This window comes from Paraburkholderia sp. MM5482-R2 (assembly GCF_050436125.1).
Taxonomy (GTDB): Bacteria; Pseudomonadota; Gammaproteobacteria; order Burkholderiales; family Burkholderiaceae; genus Paraburkholderia; species Paraburkholderia tuberum.
The window spans coordinates 455,489-480,767 of the sequence record NZ_JBNDLP010000002.1 but is presented as its reverse complement, the minus strand read 5'-3'; the positions used below and the strand labels follow the sequence as shown (position 1 = coordinate 480,767).

Sequence of the window (25,279 nt, the reverse complement as noted above, 5' to 3'; positions counted from 1 at the left end):
CGTTCTAACGCCGCGCCGCGCGCTTCAGCGTCTCGGATGGCGACTCGCCGAACAATGCCTTGTACTCGGTCGAGAAACGGCCGAGATGGGACATCCCCCAGCCCAGCGCCACCGACGAGATATTGCGCACCGAGCGGTCGTCGAGGATATCGCGCCGCGCCGATTCGAGCCGGTAGCGTTTCAGATACGCGATCGGCGTGCCGCCGAAATATTGACGGAAGCCGTCGAACAGCTTGAAGCGCGACACACCCGACGTGCGCTCGATGTCTTCGAGCGTGATCGGCTCGCGCGCGTTGTCGTGAATGAACTGGCGCGCGCGGGTCAGATAATGCGGTGGCGTCGGCGCGGACGCGTTGGCCAGCTGTTCCGAATAGTTATGCGGCTGCGACAGCAGCAGCCCCTTCAGCAACGTCAGTTCGAACTCGCTGGACATGTAAAGCTGCCCCAGCGACGGTCCCGAGCGCTCCATCTCGCCGGCCAGGAACTTGACCATGCGCCACCACGATGCCTGGTCGCCGGCGGCTGCGTCCATGTCGGGCTGGAACACGAGCGGCGCTTCGACGGGGCGTTGCAGCATCGTCTGCAGCACCTGTTGGAGCGCGGAGCGCGGAATCGCGACGTGCAGCTTGCGGCAATTGCCGGTGATCGCGAGATCCTGCGATTCCTGCGGACTGACGATCAGACCGCAATCCTGATCCGACAACCACCTCTTGCCGTGTGCTGCGAGCTCCTGTTGACCGACCATCGGCAGGCTCACGCTGTAGCAGTTCAGCGGACTGCTCTCGCTCACCGCGACCGTCACGTCGGTGCCGTATTCGACGTAGCCGATAGTCGTCGCCATCGAACGCAGTACGGTACCGGACTGGTGGAAGCGCAAGCGCTCCGGGTGACTGACCTGCAGGCCGTGGGGGCCGCAGATGGATGCCATCCAGTTGCGGGCGCCGTCTAGGTCGCTTAAGGCGGCGCGGAGATCGCGGTTGTTGGGGTCCGGTGTTGACATACGTGGAGACGAGCTATTGAGGTGCGTGCCCCCGAGGGCAGACAGTCCATCAAGGCGCAAACGTGGACATGATGGGTTTGGCTAAGCCTACCTCAACCGTGACCGCTCCGGGTGGATGGAATAAAACATTGTCCTCCGGTAAAGCACCGCTGTGCTGGCATGGAGAATCGCTGCCAAATGGAAAAGAGACCGAAATTCAAACGAAAAGCGATGCATTCATCACGCATTTTAAATACGCGCAAAACCGTGCAAGCTTCTAATTTTTCGGTCATTGCGTTGTCTGTTGCGCAGAAGGGAAAGCGAGGTGGCCGGCCCGAGGTCGTCAACACGACGCAGCACATCATCGACAGCGCGACGAAGATCGCGGACATCACGGCGATCATCGAGGCGTTGCGTTTCAGACCAACATTCTCGCGCTGAATGCGGCCGTCGAAACGGCGCGCGCCCGCGAGCAGGGACGCAGCTTCGCGGTGGTCGCGAGCGAGGTGCGCAGCCTTGCGAAACGCTCGTCGAGCGCGGCCAAGGAGATCAAGGACCTGATCGCGACGTCGGTCGAGCGGATCCCCGACGGCTGGGCGCTCACTGGCGAAGCGGGGAGGACGATGAACGAGGTCATCCACGCCGTCGCACGCGCGACCGACTTGATCGCAGAGGGGTGGGATAAGTTCTGACCGGTGCTTTTTCGCCTGCGCGTCGCGCCTGCTGTTCCCGAAGGCACGGCATGCGGTCAACTCGTTCATCGAGGGTAATGACGATGTGCGTTTGTCGATGTAGAAAGACAAAAACCGGCGGGAGGCCGGATTTCGTTTTGAGGAGGACTATCGAACAACGAGCGCATTGCCCCGTTGTACAATGTTCTATCGCGGATCGCACACGACGTTGCCCCCAAAGTTGCCCCAAATGAGCTGTGCCCAGAGCCGTGGGAAAAGTGAATCCTAGCGAAGCTGCCGGCACGTTTGCGACACTGCTTCTGTCAGGCATAGCGTATCGGGATAAGTTCAAGACGCTTCGACCTCGATTCGGCAACAACAGATATTCCGGCGACTATGGATAGACTGACCACCGAGCAGCGCAGCCGACTAATGGCGAGAATTCGCGGGAAAGACACAAAGCCTGAGTGGATCGTTCGCCGGCTCGTTCATGGCATGGGATATCGCTATGTCCTTCACGACCGTCGACTGCCTGGCACGCCCGATCTAGTCTTCCCTTCGCGGCAAAAAATTATATTCATTCATGGATGTTTCTGGCATGGGCACGACTGCGCGCGAGGATTTAAGCCCAAGACCAACACAGCTTTCTGGACCACAAAGATTGCCACAAACAAAGCCAGGGACGTCAGGCAATGTCGAGAACTCCGAGAGCGTGGCTGGAAGGTGCTGACCGTATGGGAGTGCACTACCCATCCTACGAGTTTGGCATCACTCAAACGCAGATTGTCGCGCTTCCTCGAGTCGTAAGCTGAAAGTCAGCAAACTGCACCCGCCATACTGGCCTCAAACGTGACAGTCTTGGATAATCATGCCTGTTTGGGAGGCGCCCAGATTCAAATGATGTATAAATATACAGTACATTGGAGCTCCCCATTTTCGAGGATCAGATGCCATACGAACTAACAGAAGAACAACGCGATAAATATCGCGCCACATCAATTCGCTCTCAACAGAGAAAGCAAACCCTCCTTCAACGGCCTCAAAAAGAGGTCCTCGAATCCCCTTTCCAAGGCCAGCGATTGGATCCGCTGGATCTTATGCCACAGTTGGAGGCCAACGGGCTCACCTGCCTCTCACTCTTTTCCGGCGGGGGTGGCCTCGACCTCGGTTTTGAGCGGGCAGGCTTTGATCACATAGCCAGCTTCGAGCTTCTCGATGTGTGCGGCGAAACACTGCGCGCAAACCGGCCCGACTGGGACGTAAGATCGGGCGAAAACGATGGCGATGTGCGCCGCGCCCGCTTCACGCAGTTCCGTGGCGTTGACGTTGTACATGGGGGGCCGCCATGTCAGCCCTTTTCAATCGCAGGGAAGCAAGCGGGCGCTGAGGATCCTCGGAACATGTGGGGAGAATTTGTGCGATGCGTGCTACAGACACGCCCGCGAGCATTTATCGCCGAGAACGTGCCGGGGCTGTTGGACAAGAAGTTTGAGTCGTTCGTCCAAGAAGTGATTATTGATCCGCTTGCATCAAACTACACGATCTTCAAGTTTAGACTTGCGGCGCACGACTTCGGGGTACCCCAGGCGCGCCGCCGGGTGTTTTTTGTCGGCTTCCGAGCGGCGCGTGACGCATCGCGCTTCCGAGAGCCTGCGCCAACCCATGCAGATGATGCGGGTGTTTTCGGCCCGTTGCTACCCCGAAACACTGCAAGGAAGAGTCTCGGATTGCCGGAGATCGGATACGACGTTGTCTCCCCCACCCTTCGATCTGGTTTCACGGGCCCACGAAACACAACGGGCGTTATAAATAGCAAGGCCGCGTTGAAGGTCTGGAACGAACTGCAAATCTGGCCCAACGGCGTGCAGCCAACTCATGCCATGGCACTAGCGTACCCGCCCGAGAACGGGCACTTCCGACTCTCCGTGGCAGATTGCGCCCTCTTGCAAGGCTTCCCACAACAATGGAAGTTTTCCGGCGCGGTCTATCAGGCGTTGGGACAAATCGGCAACAGCGTATGTCCGCCAGTCGGTTTTGCCGTTGCAAGAGAGGTAGCTGCAGCGCTGGGGGCATATCAATGACGGTGCAAGACGACGAACGGGAACGCGAACTTTCTGCTCTTTTCGGTCTTGATTGGGACCCGGCACATGAGCGCCACGGCGTTGACGGGGTTTTGACTGATATCGCGGTTAACGGTGCGATTTACAACTTTGAAGTCGAGGTCAAGTCTTCCACCGATTTTGACATTGGTACCGCTCGCGATTTCGGGATGGCACATATCGAGCGTTGGAGAAAGATGCTATTCGTCTTTGGTTTCTACTCGAAGGAGAGGGGGCGTCCGGAGCTGCAGCGCTGCCTCTGCCTAACTCCAGTTGATATGGAGCCTTGGCTTTCCGGTAAAGAAGCGCAGATGCTGATCGACTTTAAGCTCGCCGCTCGCGTACCCCGAAGTCTGGATTTGGAAGATCTCTTTGCTGTATGCGGGGAACAAGACGCCTACTCGGTAGAGGACGCAAAGAAACTTCACAAAAAACAATACAGTGCAGCCCAGTACCTAGACGTACCTGACATTGTTCAGGATGGGAAACCGCGCATTTCGCAAACGAAGATGCTCGGAATTCTCAAGGAGCGCGCTCTCTACATTTCCGAACGTGGCGCCACCCTAAACAACCCCCACATCACCGCAACGTTCCTGCGCCAGTTCTTGGGAACCAACAGAGAAATCATCGGCAGAACACATTGCGCGCCACGTATCCGGGAACTTGCGGCAAATTTTGTGCGTGATTACCCCGGGCATCCTGCAGCCGCCGTTGTTGCTTAGGCCAATACGGACGCTCACCGGACTGGTCGGTGCCATCGTACGCTGGCACCGCTATCTGCTGAGTCCGCAAATCGAAACCCGATGCCATTCTATGGCTACAACAATAGCCGCAACCCATATCATCTGTTTCCACGCGAACGGCGAGGCAGTAGACCAAAACGAGATGCGCATCACGAATCAACTTTCGATGAAGCTTTCGAACCAGAGCGCCAAAACCAAAATATGCGCATAAGGACTACGAATGGACGACCGCCTGAAGCGAACCATCCAAAGAGTGCACTCATGGGATGACCTTCGGGAACTTGAGCTAAACATCAAGCGAAAGGACAAGTTCTCCGAGGCCGTCACCGCTGCAATCCAAGATCGCGCGAGCGAGCTGGGGCTCGAACTGATCGCCGAGAAAACCGGAATTGATTTGACTGCGCTGACGCCAGCCGAGCGCAAAATCGTTCATGCCATTAGCGAATACGTTGGTGTGGTTCGCAAACAGGGAAAATATCCGAGCCGAACCCTCAATCAAGTTCGAAATCGCGGACTCATCGACGCGGCGGAAACCGCTGTTTCCCGAGCGAAGCCAACTCAAGGTTTTGAAGCGCTCGCGGACGCAGACTTAGAAAACTTATCGTACGAGCGGATTGTTCTCGATCATCCGGAGGAGTTTTCAGAGCGGGCGCGGTGGTTCGCGCGCCGCACGCTTGGCCTCCCAAATACGACCGAAAAACCGCCCGCTACGACGCACAGCGATACTCAATCCCGGACGGCGGCGCTACTGGCATGGTTAAAGAAGAACGCGTCCGAAAACGACGGTTACCTTCCCGCGTTCACTAACTCTGATGCCGCACATGTGATGGGCATGAGCGACATGCAGCGCTTTGGACAGGTGCATGGGAACATTCAGTCGCGAATCGATTTCGCGTGCTTCTTGTCCGATCTTCCCCCGCTGGGCTGTGCTGCTGACGTTCCATTCAACAAGGCATGGGCTCAGCGGGGTCGAGACTGGGCATTTCCTGTGGCTGACATGCAGGTCGCCGCGCAACATCGCCAGTGGTCGCCAACCGACTTCGACCGCGTCTTGCGTGAAACCGAGCGCTTACCAGGACAGGCCCACTTGTCGTGGAAAGACGCGCTCAAGGCTGAGCAACAGGTGAAGGCGTGGGCGTTACAGTTCGTTGGGGCGTCAAGCCGACGCACTGCCGGTGGGCGAGACTCGCGAAGCTCAGCGAGGCTGCCCGTCGAGATACTCGCTCGCGCCACTCCTGAATTCGTGTGGAGAGCGGTTCAACAATTTTTGGAAGGAACTGCCCAACACGCCTTTGGGCCGTCGACCGACTTCGATGTCATCGCCGACGAGGGTCGTCGCTTTCCGCCCAAAGCAGTATTCGGAGTGGGTCTTTCTTTAGCCCTCGGCGGGAAAGTAATCGAACCGAAGCATTTCTCGGGAGGAGAGGGGTCCATATGTTTCCGCCTACTGCGAGCAGCAGGTTATCAGGTCGTGCCAAAAGGCGAATCGGAGGAGACTGGGGGCGCGGCGCCCGATTCGGATGATGAATGGAGCGAGGGTAACGCTAAGCTTGTGTCTCACTTCAGGCGGGAGCGAGCCAAGGGACTCTCACGCGCGAAAAAGGACCAATATCGCCGCCTCCACGGAAAACTTGTATGCGAACGTTGCGGCCTCGATCCGGTAGCGCTGCATAGGACCGAGCAGGCTGAGGCGTGTATCGAAGTTCACCACGTCAAGACTCACGTCAGCCAAATGACGGAGGGTCACAAGAGTCGGCTCGACGACCTTCAGTGCCTTTGCGCCAACTGCCATCGACTGATACATAGAATGATAAGGGATGGGTCGGCAAACCTTTGAGCCCCTCTGCTCCGTCAAGATTGAAGCCATTGACCAATGAGGAAGCGTTAGCGCGATCATGAAGCTGTTCGTCGCGCATACGCAGCCGAGCATAGCGCCCCGCGACGAGCAATCCGTCTTCACTGCGAGCGCATCTTGCAACCGGTTTCAAAGTCTGCTCAGCATTAGCTCAGATCGACGCGATGGACTGCCGGTGTGCGAGCTGTTCGTGCGTCAACGCTTTCTGCTTGCCGTCGAGAGTGCGGGTCCGCCCTAGCGGCGTCCCGCATGCGGGAGAAGGCTGCACTTTTTACTTCGCCAGCCATCGACCGCAAAGAGTTGACGACCGAGTGAAAAGTGAGCCGGTCAGCCAGAGACCGGTCTTCACCGATGTTCTGGCGGAAAGACGGGGACAGCTCCCCCGACATGGCATCCTTTATAAATCAATGACTTGCTGATTCCCGCACACAGCGAGTGTACCAAGGTGTGTGTACCAGTCAAGCTTTGCAACCGGTTGCAAATTTCCGGCTGCTCGGCCTCGGTACGGACCTGCGCAGTTTGAACGAAGCTCACGCGGTGCTCCCGGCCGGGACCACGCGCAGGCAAAATGCTCTAAAGAAATCAAACCGCACGTCGATAAATTAGGTTTTCGGGAGATTTGTCGATGGACATGATTCGCATCGAAAATTCAGTAGGGCTCGTGTCTCTTATTGCCACTGTCAGTATGTTGATTGCGCTGAAAGGCTCCAAACCTCATCAATTCATCACGGTCTTGGTAGGCACGTTTCTTATTGCGTTTGCGGCTATGACTGCAGCCACGTTTTCGAACTTCGAGGCGATCGCGAAAATACTTAATTTGAAACACAAGCTGAGTGACAACGCACTGGAAGAAAGTCTCCGCATCAATAGTTTGTGGGTCCTTATTTACCCGGCACTCGTGGGAGCCTTAGGAGTGAACCTGTTGACTTCGTGGTTTCAGTCGAGCAAACCGAAGACGGAAGAAGACCCGATCGAAATGACCGTACCACGACAGATTGCGGAACAAAGCGCTGCCGACGTCGGCGGCAATATTCAAAACGAGCAAAGATCGCCCGCTTCCACCCAGCGCTCACGAAAAAATGTACGGTCTACGCTGATACGGAAGCGCTAAGCCGGGCGCATTACCAACAGGTAACGCCCCCGAGTAGTTTAGGAGTATTGCAGTCGGTCCAGGCGGTGGGGCCAGTGCCGACCCGCTGCCGGCACGCCCATTCCGTCTTATAGGAGAACAATTTCGCCGTCGCCACTCTCGATGATTTCCTCAAACCTTTTGAATTTTCCTTGAAGTATCTCGCCAGTCTTTAAGCGAACTGTAACGAGATCGTTCCGGCCGAATTTTGGCGCGGTCCGTTTTATCGGAGTCAGTGGCGTCTTAGCAATATATGCTCGAACTTCTCGAATCCAACCAGCAAGTTCGCTCTGCTTGAAGAAGTCTTTCGGCCGCAAATCATCGAGCTTGCTTGCCCGCTCCATCAAAGCCTTCGCATAAAACAACGAATCTTTCTGATTACCGGTCGAGACTGACAAATTGAACCGAAGCATATCGGCCATGATCGGCCAGACCCCGTTGGTCTGGACCAACTCAGAGTACTCGACCGCTCCGCCAGTAACACGCCGCTCAAGCGCCTCGAGCAGTTGTGCAGCACTTTCCGACGAACCATGAGTCGCTATTGCTCTTACCGATTCGAATGAAATCCTCACGTCGGCGGCTGTCAGCGGCGTAGTTGCATCCGTCGTGAGTTCGACCAGATCGTTAGCAAGCCTTCGATCAAAATTGCCCGGCTCGATCGCAGCTAGAATTTGCAAAAACGTGCGCCGCATTTCTGTGGCCGCCTCATGCTGAAATCGGTCCGCTACCGCCCTGAGGAAACTAGGTGCTGTCCCCTGCTTGAAACCGCGTGTGTCTCGAAAGCCCGCGAGGTAGATGATCCTCCGGGCCTGGACGAAATCAACAGAGCTCGAATCGAGATAATCCAGTAGCCGTTCGGTTAGTTCGATCTCTCCCAACTCAATCACGGAAAATAAGAGGGTTTCGAAACGCTCTTCTGTCATCGCGAACTGCTCGGTAGGAGTAGCCTCTTTTATCTGAGGTTTAATTTCTCCAATGAGAGCAATGCATTGATCGAGAGTCGATTTCTTTTTGGCTACGTCACGAGTCAAATTTGCGAGCGTGGACAACAAAGTGATCTTGTCGCCACCTTCTGCGATGTCTGCCGCCTTCTGAAGACCTATTTCTGCAAGATCAAGTTCTTGGTTGTTTAAATGGGCCTTATAGATTAAATAATATGCCGCGAGCCTGAGCCGGACTATCTGAGGACTGGTGGACTCGTCGTTAACACCGAGCTCAATTTGAGCCAGCACGGAGTTGCAACGACTTAACACCGATGCGGTATTGGCTACTGATTCTGACTCGATTGCCGCACAATTCAAAATCGCCTCTAACAGAAACTCTTTCGAGGGCGCTTTAGCGCTAAGCTCAGCAACTTCTTCAAAGGCGACCTTTGCATCGTCAGCCTTTCCCAGATACATAAGAACCACACCAGTATTAAAACGTTTATAAAGATAGCCCATCAGCGCATCGTCACGCGTTATCGGGTCTAGTTCAAGATACTGCAATGCCTCTTCGTACCGTCGCATGCGCAAATAACATACGCCCAGGTGCGAATAGACCAAGAGCTGATGAGTGCGCTCCGGCTTCGTCTCGAGAAATTCGAGGTAGTATTTCACCGCCTGTTCGTAGTCTTCTCGGGAAAATGCCGCATCGGCTCGTTCGTTTGCCGAGAGCTTACGGTGCTCTACGTCGCGCAGCCAGTCTTCTGACAGCGCCGCCTCAATAATTTTATTCCGCAGCTGTACAGGTCCAGCGACCTGCTGGCTCGCCACTATGCCATTCAGATAAAGACGAGAGCGCACAACGCTCGTCAGAGACTCAGATCGATCATAATGGATCGCCATAATCGCATCGCGAATCTCTCTGTCGTCCTCGACCAAACGTCGGATATTATCAACGGGCGGAAGATCAAAGCTCGTGAGATATGCCTCCCGCACAACGACATCAACGGCGTCAGGCGTAAGGAGAAACCCTTTCAGGCCGACATCTTCTATCCGCGAAAGGAGGTCCCAAGAGATGCGAGGATGGCCACTCGACCATGCAAAAACGCGATCAACGACGTCGGAAGGCATCGCGACGTCGGTCCTCGATGCAAGGCTCCTCAGCTCATCGACGGAGAAGTCCTCCAAGTATATTTTGGCGCCTATGTTAAACGGCGATATATTTTTGTTCTTGATTAATTCTGTCGGCTCTGCAACGCCGGACAGCAAATACGTCAAACGTGAAAATTGATCCACGTTTGTTCGGCCAGAAAAGTAAACGCTTCTGATAAAGGAAAAAACATTATCAGAATAAATTGTCTTTGTAAGTGCGTCTATTTCATCCAGACACACTACTAGCTTCCCGTCAATCTGGTCGATCAAAAAGGCCAACTCAGCCTCGTGCTCTTTATGCTCTGGAAATCGACCGGTGATCGTTCGTCTTTCATCCAGCAGTTTCCACACGTCGCTGGGAAAATTTCCCACGCTCAGGGCCGTATCAACGATATTTCTAAAAAATTCGCGTAACGACGGAAAGATATTGGACACGTCAACGAAGACAAAGCGATCTCCGTTTGTAGCCAACTCACGCCTAGCGTTTAGCAGGAGATTGGTTTTCCCCATTTGACGGGCCACCAGGACGTAGCCGGGGCGTCCCATGTCATCGATGATTTGCTTAACCTGCCGGTCAGCGTCCCGCCGCACATAAAGAGATTCGGGAATAATTGTCAGGCTCTTGAGTTTTTTATTCATGTGACGCCCTCGGATCTACAATTTCTTCAAGCAGATTACGAGAAAAAGTTTGGCCGCTTGAGCGGATGTTGAAGACCTGCTCTCTTAGATACGACTTCAGCGCCCGGGGAAGGCCAGCAGCGTTCACAATCACATCCTTGTCGGATTCAATTTCGAAACCGTGGACGAGGGCCGAAAGCTCCGCCTTCAAAACGTGCAGCAGGCCGTCTAGTTCACGGTTTTCCCATTTGTCCAAGTAAACCAATCGCAATCGTTCCAACACCTTCTCGCTGCCGGCCAAGGGCAACGGCGGCGGCGATATTGAAGACAGCATTATTCTCAGTTCAGCATTGTGTGATTCGTCCTTGATCGCATTCAAAAGCCTTGCGATGAACCTAAAAAACGCTAACGCACCGTCCGCATCAGCTTCGCTCAAGGGAACCTCGTCAAAATACAAAACAATTGAAGATCGAGCCGCGATTTTTGCCAGCTCGAAAGTGATCGACCGCTCGGTTCGTGGGATCGTCCCGAGAAGTGCACCTGTTCGCTGTTCGACGGTCGCGGCTATCTCATCAATGCAATGCTCGGGAGACAACTTCCCGGCATACGCTGACAAGCAAATTTCGATGGGCGCAAGATCATTTCGGATGAAATATGCGCGAGCGGCGGATGTCTTCCCTACGCCTGACGGCCCGACTAGCCATACGCTATACATGGACAGCGCAGTCTCGAGCTTCTCGTCGTCGGCTCGAGCGTAATAGAAGTCGATGCTACCTTTGTCCAATGAGTCAAAGAGTATGTTTGATAGGCGCTTACTGCGGGCTGAAGTAACGGCGCTGCCATCGTCGACAGTGGATGAGCGGATCGGTCTATATTTGTACTTCGTCAACAAAAAGTCGATCAGGAACTTATGGCTAACATGTTCCGCGCCGTCGGGTTTCACTATTGAGCCGTGATTTGTCCGGGGTAAGATTCTCGGCTCACCAAAATATCGGCTAGCGGAATTGGTCACGACTACATTTCCGACAAAGCGCGACAAGTTAGGCAGTCTCGAGAGAAGATGGTGCTCAACGGCCTCTGCGCCGAACAAGTCGGGAATGCGACGCTCGTCTAAGAGACGGCGGAAACGTCGATCTACGTCCGCTAAGGTGGTGCTGCCAGCCTTAAGAAGGTCGAGCTGTCGGTTGCGAAGCGGCCGCGCGAATGGACCAATCCAATTGGCAAACCGTGACCCCATGCTGGGGGATGCCATCAAGACAAAGCCGACCCTTTTTCGTGCGAATTCATGCGAGTAAGCCTCAAGCATTTCGCGGGCGACGATTCCTCCCATGCTGTGACAAACAAAGACGATTTCTCCGCTGTCCATTACGGCGGGGTTGCCTCGGGCGTCCGGAACGAGCAAGGAGTGATACACCTCTTGAGCGCATTGCGACAAGTCATAGTCACCCGCAGAAGCGGCTGTATGGTACGTCGCAAGGAAAATGTTCGGAGAATTTAGCCTACGGTCGGCGCTGATGAGGTCTGGCCAAAACACGACTCCCTGCCAGCAATCGACGTCGGAAAGGAAGCCGTGAAGAAAGACCAGTGTCAGGGAAGACGACGCGGTGAACCGATACCAACCCTGTTTTCGCTTATTTTCTGCTGGTATCGCCATTTTCTCTCAAGATCGAACGCCCGGTATTGGCCCGATTGTAACTGAGAGGAAAGCGAGGTTGACTGGCACATGGCGTCGTGGTGGATGAAAGTAGCTGCCATGCACGACTGCTTTACGTCGCCGATCGGCTACCGTCGACTCAGGCCTGTGATCTCTGCTTTAAATGCACGGACTGGCCGTTCCGCTGTATCCCCTAGATCGCGACGGCTCGAGCGGCAGCAACGGTTCGGATGCAGCGTGTCAAACTGGGCAGCGATAGCCGATATCAGTTACTCGACACCGACAACGCAAGCCTTGCAACCAGTTGCAAAATCGGGGCGACGTCGCCGCTTAGCCTGTCAGTTCCTTATCCGATCGGCTGCGCAGGCGCATGATGGTCTGTCGACTCGTATTAAGTTCGCGCGAGATAGCGGCAATCGCATGACCTTGCGCAAGCCGCTGGCGCGCTCTTTCTTCTTGCGCCGCGCTGAGGGCACGCGGACGGCCCAGCACCTTGCCTTCGTCGCGCGCTCGCGCGAGGCCAGCGGCAGTACGCTCCAGAAGCAGATCGCGCTCAAATTCGGCAACCGCCGACAGCACCGACATAGTCATCTTCCCGGCCGCGCTCGTGAGGTCTGCCCCACCCAGCGCGAGGCAATGAACGCGGACGCCCACCGACGCCAGCTCCTCGACGGTCGCACGGACATCCATGGCGTTGCGGCTTAGCCGGTCGAGTTTGGTGACGATCAGAACGTCACCGTCTTCCAGCCGATCGAGCGCTACCACGAAGGGGCACACAGAGCGGGTCACAAATTTAGTAAATTTACATTGACATTCACTGAATTTTCTCTATCCTTGTATTTCGTAAATACGAACTTGAATTTACTAAATTAATCCGACGGAGATCAACATGGACAGTGAAGCCTGGGTGCAGCTTGCGTTGGATGCTTTGTCATGCAGTCAGAAGGAACTTGCGACTCGCCTCGATGTGTCGCCTACTCAGATCAGCAAATGGAAGAAGGGCGAACACATGTCCTTCGACATGGACAAGAAATTTCGCGAATTGGTGGACATCGGTGACCGAGAGCCTTCATTCGTGGTATGGACCGGTTCTCTCGAAGCAACCACCAAGTGGGAAAAACTGATCGACTATCTGGCGAGGATCGCTAACGACAACGAGGAAACTGGATACGACACCGACCCATTGACGGACAATTTGCGCCTGTTGTGCTGGAAGACTTTTGACGTCTTGAGACAGATGGGCGTCGACATGCCTAAGACGTTTCCACGCGAATTGGATATGGACTATGAAGAGGAAGACCCCGATAGCTTCTTCGCCGCGGTCAATGCGAACCCCTATTCTTCGCTCATCAGCAAGGTCTACGATTCGTTCACGAACGTCTATGGGTTCTACATGGCGTACGTTTTCAATTTCATCTACGGCGACGACAACCTGGACTTGGACGAAGTAGGTTCCGACATCGACGCGTGCTTGCTGGATCTTGCCGCCGCCAAAATTGACATTGGGGAACTCGCGGACTTCGCCCCTAAGTTCGAAGCATTCAAATCCGACGTCACCGACGACTACAAAAAATGGCTTAACGTCGTCAAAGAAAAAGCGTTCCGCGCGGGCGCCCCACTACGTGCCGAGCTTTTGGACATGGTCTACGGGTCCTATGACGAGATAGGTCACGAGGCTGAGAGGGAGAGCCTAGGAATTAATTCGTCGCGTTTGCATCCCGACATTTACATGGATGAACTCCTGCGCGGGATGAGGGTAATTCATCAGGTCTTACCCGCCATTTTGGAAAAACTTGGCATAGGTAACTTCGAGTTGGACGAATCAGATCTTCGTGCCAAATAAGGAGACCATCTTGACTACGGCAAAGGGCAGCATCGAACTATACAAAACGGACGAGGATTTTTGGATGGATTTGGAAAGGCTAAACGCCCTCGAAAATCCATACACACCTTGGCGTTCGCTTGTGGGGCGCAAGAGTCATATTGACGAGTTCGGTGACGTAATTGCTGAAGGAGAACTCCACTACGTGAAGGAAGTTGGTGGTTCAGTCTCTCCTCCATTGCGTCTTTCTCGTAGCTCGATAGAAAGGGTTCTATACGTCGCTGTGTGCCTAAATCCACGCGTTCAGAGGCTGGCGGACAAGCTGCTGAAAGAAGCAAGAGATGAACTGCTCCGCAAGCTGGACGGTCCGGAGTCGGAGACTGAGTTGGATGCTGACCTTAACGATAGCTAGTCTCCTGTTTTATCTTTCGACAATGCTGCGAAGCCGGTTCGATGCAGTACAGCGCCGTCGGAGCGCAGGGCGCGTATGACGGCTCCTTGATCGAGAACAATGACAATGCAGGGGATCTGACCCACGTGTTCTGCAATGCCTCATTCTCAAGAAATTCAGCCCATGCCCTTCAGGAACCAAGCGCGAGCGTGAATCAAGGTGTGTGTGCGTTTTGAGACAGGAAAGGCGTCCCAAAGATTAGCGTAGTCCTCGCTGTGCCGTTGGATATCGCTCGTAATCCCGGTCACAGAGCAGACGTCTTCGTTGATGAGTCAACCGTTCGATTGACAGAAGCAAATCAGCTGCCGACCTCGAACGCGTGCAGCCCCGCTGAACCTGTTATATGGGCGCGTGAGCGCCTAGCGCCACTGCGGCAACCGGGACATCGTCTGTGGCCTGTCAAAGGCGAGCGTAACGAACTGGAGCGATGCACGACTGGTTCGATGTCCCTACGAACATTGCGGAGACACCTGCTATCGCTGGTGTTCTTCGTACGTTCGTTGTCGGCGGTCTGGCCTTCGAGTTCACAGGCAAACGGTTCCGGGTGCGTTTCCGTATTGTCGCGATCGTGCAACCGGTTTCAAAAATACAGGCAAAAACAAAGTACCTACAGTGTTTGGTATGTCAGGCATTGCCACGCGGTACACGCCGGCAAATTCGACCATGTTGGGTGCGCATGCGGGGCAAACACGGGATACCATTACGCCAATCGAAAACAGAAGACTGCCGCAGCACGGCAGCCAAGGAGAGACCATGGATACCGGCACAAAGCACGTCGATACGGAGGCGGACCTTCGCCCGGTGGAGTATCTAGAAACTCAAGTTCGTGCCATCCTCGAGCACGCGGTCGATGCCCATGGCAAAAACATCAAGGTTTATGAGAGCCTCAAAAACCTGAATGAGGTGATAGGCACGGAATATGGCAATCGCGTCCTATACGAACTTTTGCAGAACGCTCACGACGCACATCGAAGTGGTGAATCAGGTCGGATCGCCATCAAACTGGTCATCAACGGCGACGACGATGGGACGTTATACGTCGCAAACGATGGTACCGGCTTTCGCACGAAGGACGTGGAGTCAGTCCGAAACATGGCCACGAGCGCCAAAGACGTCGGGGAAGGTATCGGCAACAAAGGGCTGGGCTTCCGAAGCCTCGAAGCCATCACTGATGACGTGAGAATCTATTCGCGTCACGGCAGCCAATCCACCAAACGGTTCGACGGGTACTGCTTTCGTTTTGCCACTGTCGCCGAGATCGAAGAAATCCTCCGCTCCCTCGGCGTAGACCAAGAAACGAGCAGTCTCGTGTCGAGGAACATCCCGCGATACCTCGCTCCAGTACCGCTGGACGCTCATCCTGAAGACATCCAAGCCTATGCGAAGGATGATTACGCTACTGTCATCGCCGCTCCGCTCAAAACCGAAGTCGCGGTGACGCTGGCGAAGCAACAGGTCGAAGCGCTCACACATCCCGACGTGCCACTGATGCTGTTCCTTGACCGGATCAACGAAATCAGCATCGAGATTTCGGGCCGGCATCTTCAACCAATGCGGCGACAACTGAAGCGGCGCCAGCGTGAACTCGGCACCATTGCCTCGCTTCCTGGCGCATCGCTCCATGAGGTAGAGCTGGATGCTCAGCAACGCTATGCCGTCGTGCGATACGAAGTCGGCAAAGATATTGTTCTCGACGCAGTCAGACGGAGCATTCCGAGGGCACACCAGCTCAAGCGCTGGCTGGACTGGAAAGGTATCCCCGTCGTCTCTGTAGCAGTCGGCCTTTCTTCGGGCACAGTGGAAGCTGGCAGGCTGTACAATTTTCTTCCCATGGGAGTCAAGGCGTCCGCTCCCGTCCGGGGTTACCTTGACGGCCCCTTCTTTACCGACATTGACCGCCAGAATGCCGACGCAAGTCTACCTCTGAACGAGACACTGATCATGGCATCCGCCAGGGCGTGCGCTGCGGCTGTCCTGGCCGGTGTTGAAGGCCTTGGGTCACTCCCCGAACATTCGATATTTGACATGTTTGCATGGAGCGGGGATAGCGCGCCGATGTTCGATCGTGCTCTGGAAGAGGCTGGCACATCACTTGCAAAAGCACGTGTCGTCCCGATCTTCGCGCCGTCGAAGGAGAAGCACTGGTCGAGCCTCTCGGAGGTATGCATCTGGCCGACCGGCTCCTTCTCTGTATTAAAAGACAGGGACGTTGCCACTCGCGTAGGCGCAAGCTTGGCTTCCAGCAAGCTGGACAAGCTCCGCACCGATCGCCTGAAACTGATCGCGAGACGAGCGCGTCGGTTCGACGACCTCGTCCCCTCGAGCAGCGCATTGACAAAGTGGACTGTCGCGTTCGCGCAATCATTGCTCAACAGGAAAGCGGCGCCGCGTGTGTGGTCTGCCTTCTACGAAGATCTGCTCGAGCTGTTCAAGGGCGCAAACACGGGCTTGAAACTCCTCAGCGGGAGTGCAATCTTCCTTGATCGTGCGGGCAAACTGAGATCCGATGGAAGCACCGACGAAGAACGAAGAGGTGGCGTTTACGTTAGAAGCGATGTGCCCAAAGGCAAACGCAAGAAGGCTGGCATGCCCTTACCCCCTGCTACACTCGCTCGACGTTACCGCTTCCTGGATGACCGCATCATTCTGCGGCGCGAGACGCTGGATGCCTTTGTCAATGCCAAGCTGCTCCATGAATACGATCCCGTCGAGGCTCTCTCCGGCCTGAAGGCAGCGCTCGGTAGCAATGCAGATCCGTCTAGGCGCAGTGAAGCGCTGAAGTGGGCCTTCGATGTGTGGCGCGCCGTCGGATCACCGCTGGACGATGTCGTGCGAAAGGCCGGGCTATTCGTGCCAACGTTGTCCGGCTGGCACCCTGCGAATGAAGCAATGTTCTCGACCTCTTGGTCGTCGCAGGGGAAGGTATTGGAGAACTATCTTGTAACGTGCGCCGCAGTTTCTCCCGACTGTAATCTGACTCTCGGGCTTTTACTCGCGAGCCAGCAGGATTGGCCAGCGCCGATACAGGATTCGAAGCGGGACTGGATAAGATTCCTTGAACTGCTCGGCGTGACAGATGGACTGAAGCCCTATGCTGCAAGGATGCAGTACTCCGCCGATGGATACATGTGGCAGCGTCGCGTCGACCACGGTGATACGTCCGCAGGTCTTGATGCTGACTGGTGTGCCGAGGTAAAGGGCATAAATTTCGGCCATCCCTACACCAGGTACGAAATGCAGGGAGCAGTATGGCGCCTTCCGGGACAACTGGAACACGACAAGTTGCCCGAAACTGCCAAGGAAGCATTCTGCGTCCTTGCCTTCAAACACTTGAAGATGCGCGGGACAAGATTCCTGCAGTTCAGAGTGGGACGATTCGAGAGAGCCGAGCGTGACTGGGACAGTCGAATTCTGCCTACCCCATTGGGCGCCTTCCTGCGGTCGAAGCCCTGGATCGCTACGACCAGCCATGAGGGCTTAACGTTTCGACCGCCCCGGCAATGTTGGGCCTCTCAACAGAGGCGAGGCGGCCCGCCTCGATTCCTTGACCGCATTGCCGAAGCAGTGGCAGACCTGCCCGACGAAGAGGAACTGGCGAAGCTCGCTTTCAGCAAGGCATTGGGTCTGAGAGACTGGCTAAATCCGGCTACGGCGATTGAGCGACTGCGTGATCTTGCAGCGGCCACTGCAGGATTGGCATCAAACGACCGGCCAACGTTCCGAAAGGAATACCAGCGGGCTTGGGAAGAAACAATCTCTTCAAGCTTGTCCTTGCCTGTGGATCTGAAGCTCGTCGTGATGCGAAGAAGCCAGTTCGAACTTCTTGCTGGAAACGTCGACGACCCTCCGGCAGTAGTCATCGTAGCGGACGCGCAACGGTTTGAAGCGAGAGTGCTCTCGTCGGCAGGACAGGCCGTCCTTGAAGTTGGCCATGCATCCAGCGAGTCTGTCGCTACGAAAATAAGCGCCACAAGATCATTCAATCCGCGTCGTCTGAATGCCGTCGACGTAAGGCTTCTTGTAGACGGAACTCCATTCCTTCCGCGCCCCGGTGACCCGCCATTGACGTCCTTCGGTCTCGACTGGCTGCCCGAGGTCGTCGTCATCGGTCACGAGCTTCGGGCGGAGGCACTCGAACGCGGGATCCTCAGCACTACAGTCAACCGGCGCGTACGCGCCATAAGGGTTCGACGATGCAGCGAGATCTCTCTGATCCTCGACGACGAGACATTAAAAACTTCAGACCAACTTCCATGGTATGCGTACGAGCATGATGAACTGCCAACGCTGATATTGAACGACGAGTTGCCCTTGAGCCTGGCAACTCTCGCGGAAACGCTGTCTGGTGGTATTGCGCGACTCATCGACCCAAGGCTCCGTTCTCTCGAAAACACCATGCTTCGTCTGGCCCTGGGATCTGCTTCGACTCAGCTGGAATCGCCGAGCGATGAAGTATTGGCCCATGTATTCGACTGCGACCTCCAGACCATTCGCGACCACAGGGCTGCGCTTCGAACTGATCTTGACCATATCCTCAGTCTTCTGGTTCCTCTCGTTGCGTATCTTCGTGGAGTCCCTCTCTCTCGCCAGCTAAAGATGGAAGTCGAGCGCGAGGGCGTCAGGTTCGACTTGCGAAAGTGGCTAAGGGATAATCTGGGTGTGCAGTCACTCACGCCAGACGAAATCGTCGTCGCATGTGAAAAGGCAGAGAGCCCCGCGGCCTTGCGGAGGACCTTGGACCTGGACTTCGCACGCTTCAACGAAGTGCTGACGGCGCTGGGCGAAGAGCCTATCTCCAACGCCGCTGAACTCCAGAGAGTGTACGAGGCCTATCTCAGCTCGATGCGCACCGAGATCGTGGACAGGCTGCGGCGGCGATACACGCGCGACTTCCGCGAAGAGAGTGACCTGTCGACCTATACCAAACAAAAGGAACTCGGGTTCCTCCCATTTAATCAAGAGTGGTGTCAGTCCTACGACACACTTGATACCGAGATGGTGCAGACATACGTGGGTCAGCTACTCGACGGTGCTCTTGGACCGGATGCAGCTGAAAATCTCGAGCCGTTGAAGCGCGTGCTCGAAGCAAACCGCAAGATAGTGCGCTCGTTCGCGACTGAGGCTGCGCCCGTGGTCCGCGCGTGGTGTCGCCAGCACGATGTCGCAGCACCGGCGGCATGGCTACACGACGAAGCGCAGGCGATCGTGAGGCAACTCGAAGACCATGGTCTTCTCGACTTCGAAGTCCTCAATATGCCTTCAATTCCAGGCTTTTGTGTGCGTTGCCAGTGCTGGCCAGGAGCAATGCCCCCAACCATCGACGAAGCAAAACTTCAACTGGACAAGGAGGAGATAGGCGCGGAGGAAAAACGTCGAGAACAGGAACGTGCGCGAATTGAACTTGAACGCCGAAGCATCCACTTCGGCGGCGGCTCGTTCGACACGCGTGACCCGAACTTCGCGGGCAACTTCCAGGAAGAAGCCGAAAAATGGCTGCAACGCGATGAGAACTGGTATCAGCGTAGTCAACAGCGACCCAGGATGACCACATTTTCAGATCCAGACGCCTCACCGTCTGGTGGCTCCGGCGGCACCGGGACGAATGGGGGCGCCCGATCGCATGAGCAGAAGCTAAGCGACGCTCAGCGTACCGCGATGGGTGTGGCCAGCGAATGGCTTGCTTTCCAGTACCTGAGCCGCCGACATCAGGGACATGTCGACGAAAACTGCTGGGTGTCGGAAAATCGCATTCGATTCTTCGGCGGAGGAAAAGGCAAAGATTCGGCCGGGTACGATTTCCTCGTAAAGACACCGACCTGCGACTGGATGTACGAGGTCAAGTCGTCCTTGGACAACGGTGGCGAATTCGAGCTGACAGCGAATGAGATGCGGGTGGCAAGCACTGCTTCGAAGGACGGCCGACGACGCTACCGCATTCTGTACGTACCGTTTGTTTTCTCGCCAGAGAAATGGCGAATTCTTGAACTGCCAAACCCCATGGGCGAAGCCACGCGCAACCGATTCAAAATAGTCGGCCGCGGCTCCGTACGTATGCGCTTCGAGATTGGTTGACGATCGCTAGGCCGTCACCCCACTACGCAGCCTACCGACGGCTTCCGGTCGCCCGCGTTCGCGAAGGACATTCCAGCCTCGTCAGCGTCGCTACCTTCCGCATTCGTTCCGTCATGACCTGCTCCCCGCGTTTGGGACGGCGACGATGTAGAGTCCGTAGTAAGCGTCGCGCGAGGGCCACGAACGCGTTCGCCTTCGCTGAACCCGTTATATGCCGGCGCGAGCGGCCAGCGTCACTGGTGCAACCGGAACTCCGTCTGTGGTCTGTCAATGGCAAGGGTGACGAACTCGAATCGATGCACGACGGGTTCTATGGCATTGTCACTTCCCCACTGACAACCCATGTCATGCGCTGTCTCGTGAGGCCCGCTATTGGGCTTGCTCGGCTCGGGCACTCGGGCAAACGAAGCCAAGGCGGCGTCCATCTTATTGGGTGCGTGCAACCAGTTTCAAAATCCGGGGCAAGAATGCGTTGCGGAGACTTTCTCGATGCCAACTGATCTCACCAAAGATATGTCGGTCCGCGGCACTCTTCGCTCATCAAGGAGGCTTCACAACAGGTATGCGCTGCCCTCTTCGAAGTGGCGCTCAAATAGGGCGGCCGGATCTCGCCCAGCGCGCTCGCAATTTACCGCTTCGCTTTCAAAGCTTCGACGCCGTTTCGTTTTCCTTCGCCCGCCTTACTACCTGGATGACCCTCATGAGAGCCTCGTCATGGACGAAGACGCTCGATCGGTCAATTTTCTCGAAGCGCTGACAAAGTCAAATATTGACCTTGACGCCGCCCCAATCGCTCTCCCCAGACGGAGCATTGGTGCCTTCCATGTTTTCCGCGGTTGTGGCTACAGTCTGGGTCGGCGGCCCGTACCGCGCAATTCTCAGGGGCTTGAGTGCGTCGTAGCTATCAGCCCGGGGATCTAGCGCCACGGAGACAACCTTTCCGTCTTGCAGCAAGATGTAATCACTGTAGGGGATGCCGAGGTTAGCCCCTCCCCTACCGGGTCTCGTCGTATCACCGGCCTCAAGGCATGTCATTCGCAAATTCGCGCGATCTTCGACGCTCGCAAGGCACGTCGGAATATCGCTAAGAACTGGTGCTTTCCAAGCTCGAATCCAAGAAATGAAGTCCGTTCCTGGCGGCACACTGCTGCCGGCGGCGCGGATCTTTTCACCGGCGCCGTAGCTTCCGCCCCATGGGCGACGCACGCCAGAGTAGCTCCGAAGACCACCGCGCATCATTGTGTTTTTTGCGATCAACGCTACGTCTTCTTTCGTTGTTGCGTAGTTCGTCTCGCCAATCCCCCGAAGTGCCCGCGCCCCGTGCAACCGGTTTCAAAGGTGGCGAGGTGACGGCGAGCAGTGACTACTCATTAAACGGCACTCCTAATGGTGCGTGGAGCGCAACACTTTAGGCGGCGACACTCTCGGCATGAGAGAGCCGCCCACAGCGATGATCCCAGCGCAAACCTTGCGCTGAGTTTGCAAGCACTTCGCCGCGCATAAGAAGCACCACCGGAGGAGCTTGCCGACGCTGCAGAGCTGAATTGGATCTACGTCCGTTCGGACAAGCGCGGCGTAGCGTGGCGCTACGCCACTGAACTCTGCATCAAATGTTCGTACATGAACCGGCTGATCGATTCGCAGGGCGCGCTCTGTGCGGGAAAACAGTCCGGTTCCGTTTCATCCAACGCGGAACACAGTCATTACGCTCGTCGTGCGGCGGGGCGGACTATACTGCCCGTAAGACTGAGGGAGGCCTGCGATGACGGACGAGACTACCAGCCTTACATCAGAAGAAACAGACCTTGTTTTGCGTGCGATCGACGCCGTACTTGAAGAGCTGGCGGATTGCAGGAGCGAGCTGATGAATGATGTCCGCGAGGTGAAGGCTTGTCTGAATCGCCTGGAGATCAGCGTGGCGCTCCTGCACATGGAGATTGCGCGGCGCTGGGCCGTGCTTGACGCGCGACAGCCCCTCTAGCATCGGCCTCTCATGGCCTGTGATATCACGATGTCTGTGCCCGCATTCGACCCTGAAGGCGATGGAACGACCAAGGTGACTACCCAATGCCATTACCCCACGGTCATCCCCGGTGCCAGTGACACCACTGCACCACGCTGACACCCGCAGGGCCGACCGATAGCGACAAACAATGGCCCAGCCATTAGTCAGCGGTGTTGCCCGCAGTGTCTCGATGACCCGCAGCGGGCAATTGGAATTCCAAATACAGTGAAGGAATGTGATGTCAGGTCTGCGTCAAAGTTGACGCGTGCAGGTTTTCTATCAATACTTCATCGAACAAGCTATCGACCGTAACATAAGCGCAGAGGTAGACAATGGAAATCGCAGATATTTGCTCGTCTCTTGGAAAGCTTGCTGATTCGGGAGTACTCAACCAAGAGGCAAACGAGGCGTGCAAGCAGGCGGCTAGGCTACTCCGCGAGGTGCGCGAATTAGTGTTCGCCTGTGCCTCCGGCGATGACCTGAAAGGCAAATTAGACGAGTTAATGGCAGCGCAGGGAGAAGGTTAAGAGACGTGTAACCTTGTCGTGTTAGTAATGCAGACGATTCTGCCACGGGATGACCAGACATGAGATATCTCTGGAGCCGCTACGTTGACAACCCCGTAGCGAAGAAGATCGCGGCGTCTTTACGAGAACGGCCGGCCCAATGGCAGATCGACAGCGAGCAACGGTACACTCTCGACCATGAACCATCGGGCCTCAAGTTGTGGATCGCCAATGGGTGGGCTTACTGCGCAATTTATGCGCCAGAGAAGTTAAAACTTGGTCTAATCGGCCGAACAAGGGTATGGCTTGCCGCATGGACATGGTTGAGGAAATACGCACCGCGCGAGCCTCGGCAAACCGCATTCTGGCGGAGTTCTGGCACTATTTCAAAACTAATCGACAAGGGAGATGCGTAGCTCCCGGCTCCAGGGATTGCGGACGCGCGATGGCCTTTGCGACTGTCCAAGTTCATTAACCGGATTGGACGGCGAGATGGTTCGCCTGCGCCGTGTTGCCGAACCGCCGGCGCTCGACGGTCACGATGAAACCTCCTGACCAGTCTTTTAAGTCGATCACTTGATGAACCCTCGCTGCCTTCTCTCTGCGTCGATCCGCTCCGCTTCACCCTGCCAGTGCTTTTCTTGGTCGGCGTCATTGGCGTTCATCGCGCGAAGCACATTGTTCACCGCTTCTATCTTGGCTCGCCGTAGGTTCGCCTTGGCGCGAAGCGTCTCATAATCGCCATAATCCACGGGTTCATAAGCTCCACCCAGTACCGAGTGTGCATAGATTCTGTACATCTCAGTGGCGATGATGGCTGCCTGCTCGCGATCCATGCCTTCGCTTTCTAACGCGAGTACAAATGCATGCGTGTCCATTGAATATCCTTATCGCAATTACCTCAAACGGAGGCCGGCTGCACCACGCGTGACCTCGCACGCACCGTGCGAGGCCGACAACCTTAAACGAAGTCGCCCGTTGTCGACAGAGTAAGACCCGAATGGCGTCCACCGACGATTTCAATACAAGCAACCGCGTCATAGAGTGGGTACATCGGGCTTACTGACAGTGGATTTTGAATCGCTCACTTGATGAACCCTCGCTGCCTTCTCTCTGCGTCGATCCGCTCCACTTCACCCTGCCAGTGCTTTTCTTGGCCGGCGTCATTGGCTTTCATCGCGCGAAGCACGTTGTTCATCGCTTCTGTCTTGGCTCGCCGCAGGTTCGCCTTCGCGCGAAGCGTCTCATAATCACCATAGTCCACGGGTTTATAGAATCCACCCAGTACTGAGTGCGCATAGATTCTGTACATCTGGTGAGCGATGATGGCTGCCTGCTCGGGATCCATGCCCTCGCCTTCCAACGCGAGTGCAAATTTCAGTGTGTCCATTGAACATCCTTATCGCAATAGGCCTTGCCACTCGTGCGTGGCCTTGATGACAGCGTTGACAATTCTCGGCGCGACCGTGTAGATCAGCACGAAAAACATCAAGCCCGCGGCCTTGATCCGCTATCGCGAATCATTCACTTCGACAGGTGACACCGACATAGCCTACACCCATGTCGCGGAACTTAGGAGGCCATTTTGACGTGCGTGTCTTCCCCCAAAGGAGGACTACTTAACCGGACACGTAGTTGACGCCATAACCGCCTCCAGCATCCGCGCTGCCCGACTTGTACGCTTGAAAGGGTATCAACCCTGACATCCTCAAATGAAGTCGCCCGTGCCCTGGGCGTATGCTCCCCAGCGCTTCCCGTGTGAACTCGGTGAAGAAACCCCTTGAACGAAGTCGCCCGTGCCCGGGCGAATGCTCGAGATCATCGAAGCCTCCAAGCAGGTGCCCGGTGCCCTTAAACGAAGTCGCCCGCTGCCAGGCGAGTGCACCATGGCGTCAACTACCCTGGCCACGGCCATGGCGTCCTTAAACGAAGTCGCCTCTTCCCAAGCGAGTGCTCCCTCGCGCATCGCGCTCGAACAGCTACTGCATCTGCCTTAAACGAGGTCGCCCGTTGCCGGACGAATGCTCCCCTGCCACTTCTCGCGCCCCTGCTCGTACGCCTTTCTTAAACGAAGTCGCCCGTTGCCGGGCGAGTGCTCCACCAGACGATCGAGACGATCCGCTTCAACGTCCTCCTTAAACGAAGTCGCCCGTGCCCGGGTGAGTGCTCCTTGTTCTCGATGATCGCACTGCACGCCGCATTCTCCCTTATACGAAGTCGCCCGTCGCCGAGCGAGTGCTCCCGTATTTGAACAGCAATTCCTCGCGCTGGATCGCCCGTAAACGAAGTCGCACGTTGCCCGGCGAGTGCACCTCTTGGCGAGCGACTTCGCCTCACGCGTCTTCACCCTCAAACGAAGTCGCCCGTTGCCGGACGAATGCTCCGATTCAGCCCCGGATGCCGGCCGTCGAGGGGCAAGTCCTTAAACGAAGTCGCCCGTTGCCAGGCGAGTGCTCCGCTGATGCGAGGTATTCTGGACCACACGGTCACCACCCTTAAACGAAGATGCCCGTTGTCAGGCGAGTGCTCCCGCCTAGGGCTACAACAAGCGCATCATCATCAACCTTAAAGGAAGTCGCCCGTGCCCGGGCGAATTTTCC

General features: G+C 55.9%; 15 protein-coding genes and 2 pseudogenes. 11 read left to right on the top strand and 6 right to left on the bottom strand.

From position 1 onward, the window contains the following. Positions 1-4: 4 nt before the first annotated feature. Positions 5-928 (bottom strand): AraC family transcriptional regulator, encoded by a 924-nt coding sequence (locus OKW37_RS05260; protein WP_429407691.1) that lies wholly within the window; start codon positions 926-928, stop codon positions 5-7. Between the two features lie 303 nt (positions 929-1,231). On the opposite strand from OKW37_RS05260, the pseudogene OKW37_RS05255 reads away from it, so the two are divergent. From OKW37_RS05255 to OKW37_RS05230, 6 genes and pseudogenes are all read left to right on the top strand, one after another. Beyond that, positions 1,232-1,653, top strand: a pseudogene (locus OKW37_RS05255) (methyl-accepting chemotaxis protein); the annotation flags it as partial. A 393-nt stretch (positions 1,654-2,046) separates the two neighbouring features. Next, positions 2,047-2,457: a very short patch repair endonuclease gene (locus OKW37_RS05250; RefSeq protein WP_429407693.1), complete on the top strand. Its 411-nt coding sequence runs from the start codon at positions 2,047-2,049 to the stop codon at positions 2,455-2,457. A gap of 140 nt (positions 2,458-2,597) precedes the next feature. Further along, the gene (locus OKW37_RS05245; RefSeq protein WP_429509775.1) at positions 2,598-3,731 is read left to right on the top strand and encodes a DNA cytosine methyltransferase; all 1,134 of its coding nucleotides are present in this window, start codon (positions 2,598-2,600) and stop codon (positions 3,729-3,731) included. Further along, positions 3,728-4,471, top strand: a complete 744-nt coding sequence (locus tag OKW37_RS05240) for a hypothetical protein (protein WP_429407695.1) — start codon at positions 3,728-3,730, stop codon at positions 4,469-4,471. The genes OKW37_RS05245 and OKW37_RS05240 overlap by 4 nt, the downstream gene beginning before the upstream one ends. Before the next feature lie 241 nt (positions 4,472-4,712). Beyond that, on the top strand, positions 4,713-6,329 hold the full coding sequence (locus tag OKW37_RS05235; RefSeq protein ID WP_429407697.1) for an HNH endonuclease: 1,617 nt from the start codon (positions 4,713-4,715) through the stop codon (positions 6,327-6,329). Positions 6,330-6,972: 643 nt separating this feature from the next. Next, positions 6,973-7,458, top strand: coding sequence for a hypothetical protein (locus tag OKW37_RS05230; RefSeq protein ID WP_429407699.1), 486 nt, complete (start codon positions 6,973-6,975; stop codon positions 7,456-7,458). A gap of 107 nt (positions 7,459-7,565) precedes the next feature. On the opposite strand, the gene OKW37_RS05225 is transcribed toward OKW37_RS05230, so the two are convergent. The 3 genes and pseudogenes from OKW37_RS05225 to OKW37_RS05215 all read right to left on the bottom strand — a co-directional run. After that, positions 7,566-10,190, bottom strand: coding sequence for an AAA-like domain-containing protein (locus tag OKW37_RS05225; protein WP_429407701.1), 2,625 nt, complete (start codon positions 10,188-10,190; stop codon positions 7,566-7,568). Further along, positions 10,183-11,823 carry an alpha/beta fold hydrolase gene (locus OKW37_RS05220; RefSeq protein ID WP_429407703.1) on the bottom strand — a complete coding sequence of 547 codons (1,641 nt, stop codon included), beginning with the start codon at positions 11,821-11,823 and terminating at the stop codon, positions 10,183-10,185. Before OKW37_RS05220 ends, OKW37_RS05225 begins: the two co-directional genes overlap by 8 nt. Positions 11,824-12,153: 330 nt before the next feature. Next, positions 12,154-12,591: pseudogene (locus OKW37_RS05215) on the bottom strand (recombinase family protein); the annotation flags it as partial. 121 nt (positions 12,592-12,712) lie between these two features. Between OKW37_RS05215 and OKW37_RS05210 the strand changes: the two are divergent. The 5 genes from OKW37_RS05210 (at position 12,713) to OKW37_RS05190 (ending at position 22,700) form a co-directional block, all read left to right on the top strand. Beyond that, positions 12,713-13,666 (top strand): helix-turn-helix domain-containing protein, encoded by a 954-nt coding sequence (locus OKW37_RS05210; protein WP_429407705.1) that lies wholly within the window; start codon positions 12,713-12,715, stop codon positions 13,664-13,666. A 10-nt stretch (positions 13,667-13,676) separates the two neighbouring features. Then, positions 13,677-14,057 carry a hypothetical protein gene (locus tag OKW37_RS05205; RefSeq protein ID WP_429407707.1) on the top strand — a complete coding sequence of 127 codons (381 nt, stop codon included), beginning with the start codon at positions 13,677-13,679 and terminating at the stop codon, positions 14,055-14,057. A gap of 792 nt (positions 14,058-14,849) precedes the next feature. After that, positions 14,850-20,168 (top strand): sacsin N-terminal ATP-binding-like domain-containing protein, encoded by a 5,319-nt coding sequence (locus tag OKW37_RS05200; RefSeq protein WP_429407709.1) that lies wholly within the window; start codon positions 14,850-14,852, stop codon positions 20,166-20,168. Between the two features lie 1,762 nt (positions 20,169-21,930). Next, positions 21,931-22,149: a hypothetical protein gene (locus OKW37_RS05195; protein WP_429407711.1), complete on the top strand. Its 219-nt coding sequence runs from the start codon at positions 21,931-21,933 to the stop codon at positions 22,147-22,149. Positions 22,150-22,505: 356 nt separating this feature from the next. After that, positions 22,506-22,700 carry a hypothetical protein gene (locus tag OKW37_RS05190; protein WP_429407713.1) on the top strand — a complete coding sequence of 65 codons (195 nt, stop codon included), beginning with the start codon at positions 22,506-22,508 and terminating at the stop codon, positions 22,698-22,700. A gap of 551 nt (positions 22,701-23,251) precedes the next feature. On the opposite strand, the gene OKW37_RS05185 is transcribed toward OKW37_RS05190, so the two are convergent. Further along, entirely contained in the window at positions 23,252-23,557 is a 306-nt protein-coding gene (locus tag OKW37_RS05185; protein ID WP_429407715.1) for a hypothetical protein, read from the bottom strand. Positions 23,558-23,763: 206 nt separating this feature from the next. Then, positions 23,764-24,069 (bottom strand): hypothetical protein, encoded by a 306-nt coding sequence (locus OKW37_RS05180; protein WP_429407717.1) that lies wholly within the window; start codon positions 24,067-24,069, stop codon positions 23,764-23,766. Positions 24,070-25,279: the final 1,210 nt, after the last annotated feature.

Coding starts and splice junctions, on each gene's coding strand:
- OKW37_RS05245 (WP_429509775.1), top strand. CDS start 2,598: ATGCCATACGAACTAACAGAAGAACAACGCGATAAATATCGCGCCACA.
- OKW37_RS05190 (WP_429407713.1), top strand. CDS start 22,506: ATGGAAATCGCAGATATTTGCTCGTCTCTTGGAAAGCTTGCTGATTCG.
- OKW37_RS05180 (WP_429407717.1), bottom strand. CDS start 24,069: ATGGACACACTGAAATTTGCACTCGCGTTGGAAGGCGAGGGCATGGAT.
- OKW37_RS05230 (WP_429407699.1), top strand. CDS start 6,973: ATGGACATGATTCGCATCGAAAATTCAGTAGGGCTCGTGTCTCTTATT.
- OKW37_RS05220 (WP_429407703.1), bottom strand. CDS start 11,823: ATGGCGATACCAGCAGAAAATAAGCGAAAACAGGGTTGGTATCGGTTC.
- OKW37_RS05250 (WP_429407693.1), top strand. CDS start 2,047: ATGGATAGACTGACCACCGAGCAGCGCAGCCGACTAATGGCGAGAATT.
- OKW37_RS05200 (WP_429407709.1), top strand. CDS start 14,850: ATGGATACCGGCACAAAGCACGTCGATACGGAGGCGGACCTTCGCCCG.
- OKW37_RS05235 (WP_429407697.1), top strand. CDS start 4,713: ATGGACGACCGCCTGAAGCGAACCATCCAAAGAGTGCACTCATGGGAT.
- OKW37_RS05225 (WP_429407701.1), bottom strand. CDS start 10,190: ATGAATAAAAAACTCAAGAGCCTGACAATTATTCCCGAATCTCTTTAT.
- OKW37_RS05210 (WP_429407705.1), top strand. CDS start 12,713: ATGGACAGTGAAGCCTGGGTGCAGCTTGCGTTGGATGCTTTGTCATGC.
- OKW37_RS05185 (WP_429407715.1), bottom strand. CDS start 23,557: ATGGACACGCATGCATTTGTACTCGCGTTAGAAAGCGAAGGCATGGAT.
- OKW37_RS05240 (WP_429407695.1), top strand. CDS start 3,728: ATGACGGTGCAAGACGACGAACGGGAACGCGAACTTTCTGCTCTTTTC.
- OKW37_RS05195 (WP_429407711.1), top strand. CDS start 21,931: ATGACGGACGAGACTACCAGCCTTACATCAGAAGAAACAGACCTTGTT.
- OKW37_RS05260 (WP_429407691.1), bottom strand. CDS start 928: ATGGCATCCATCTGCGGCCCCCACGGCCTGCAGGTCAGTCACCCGGAG.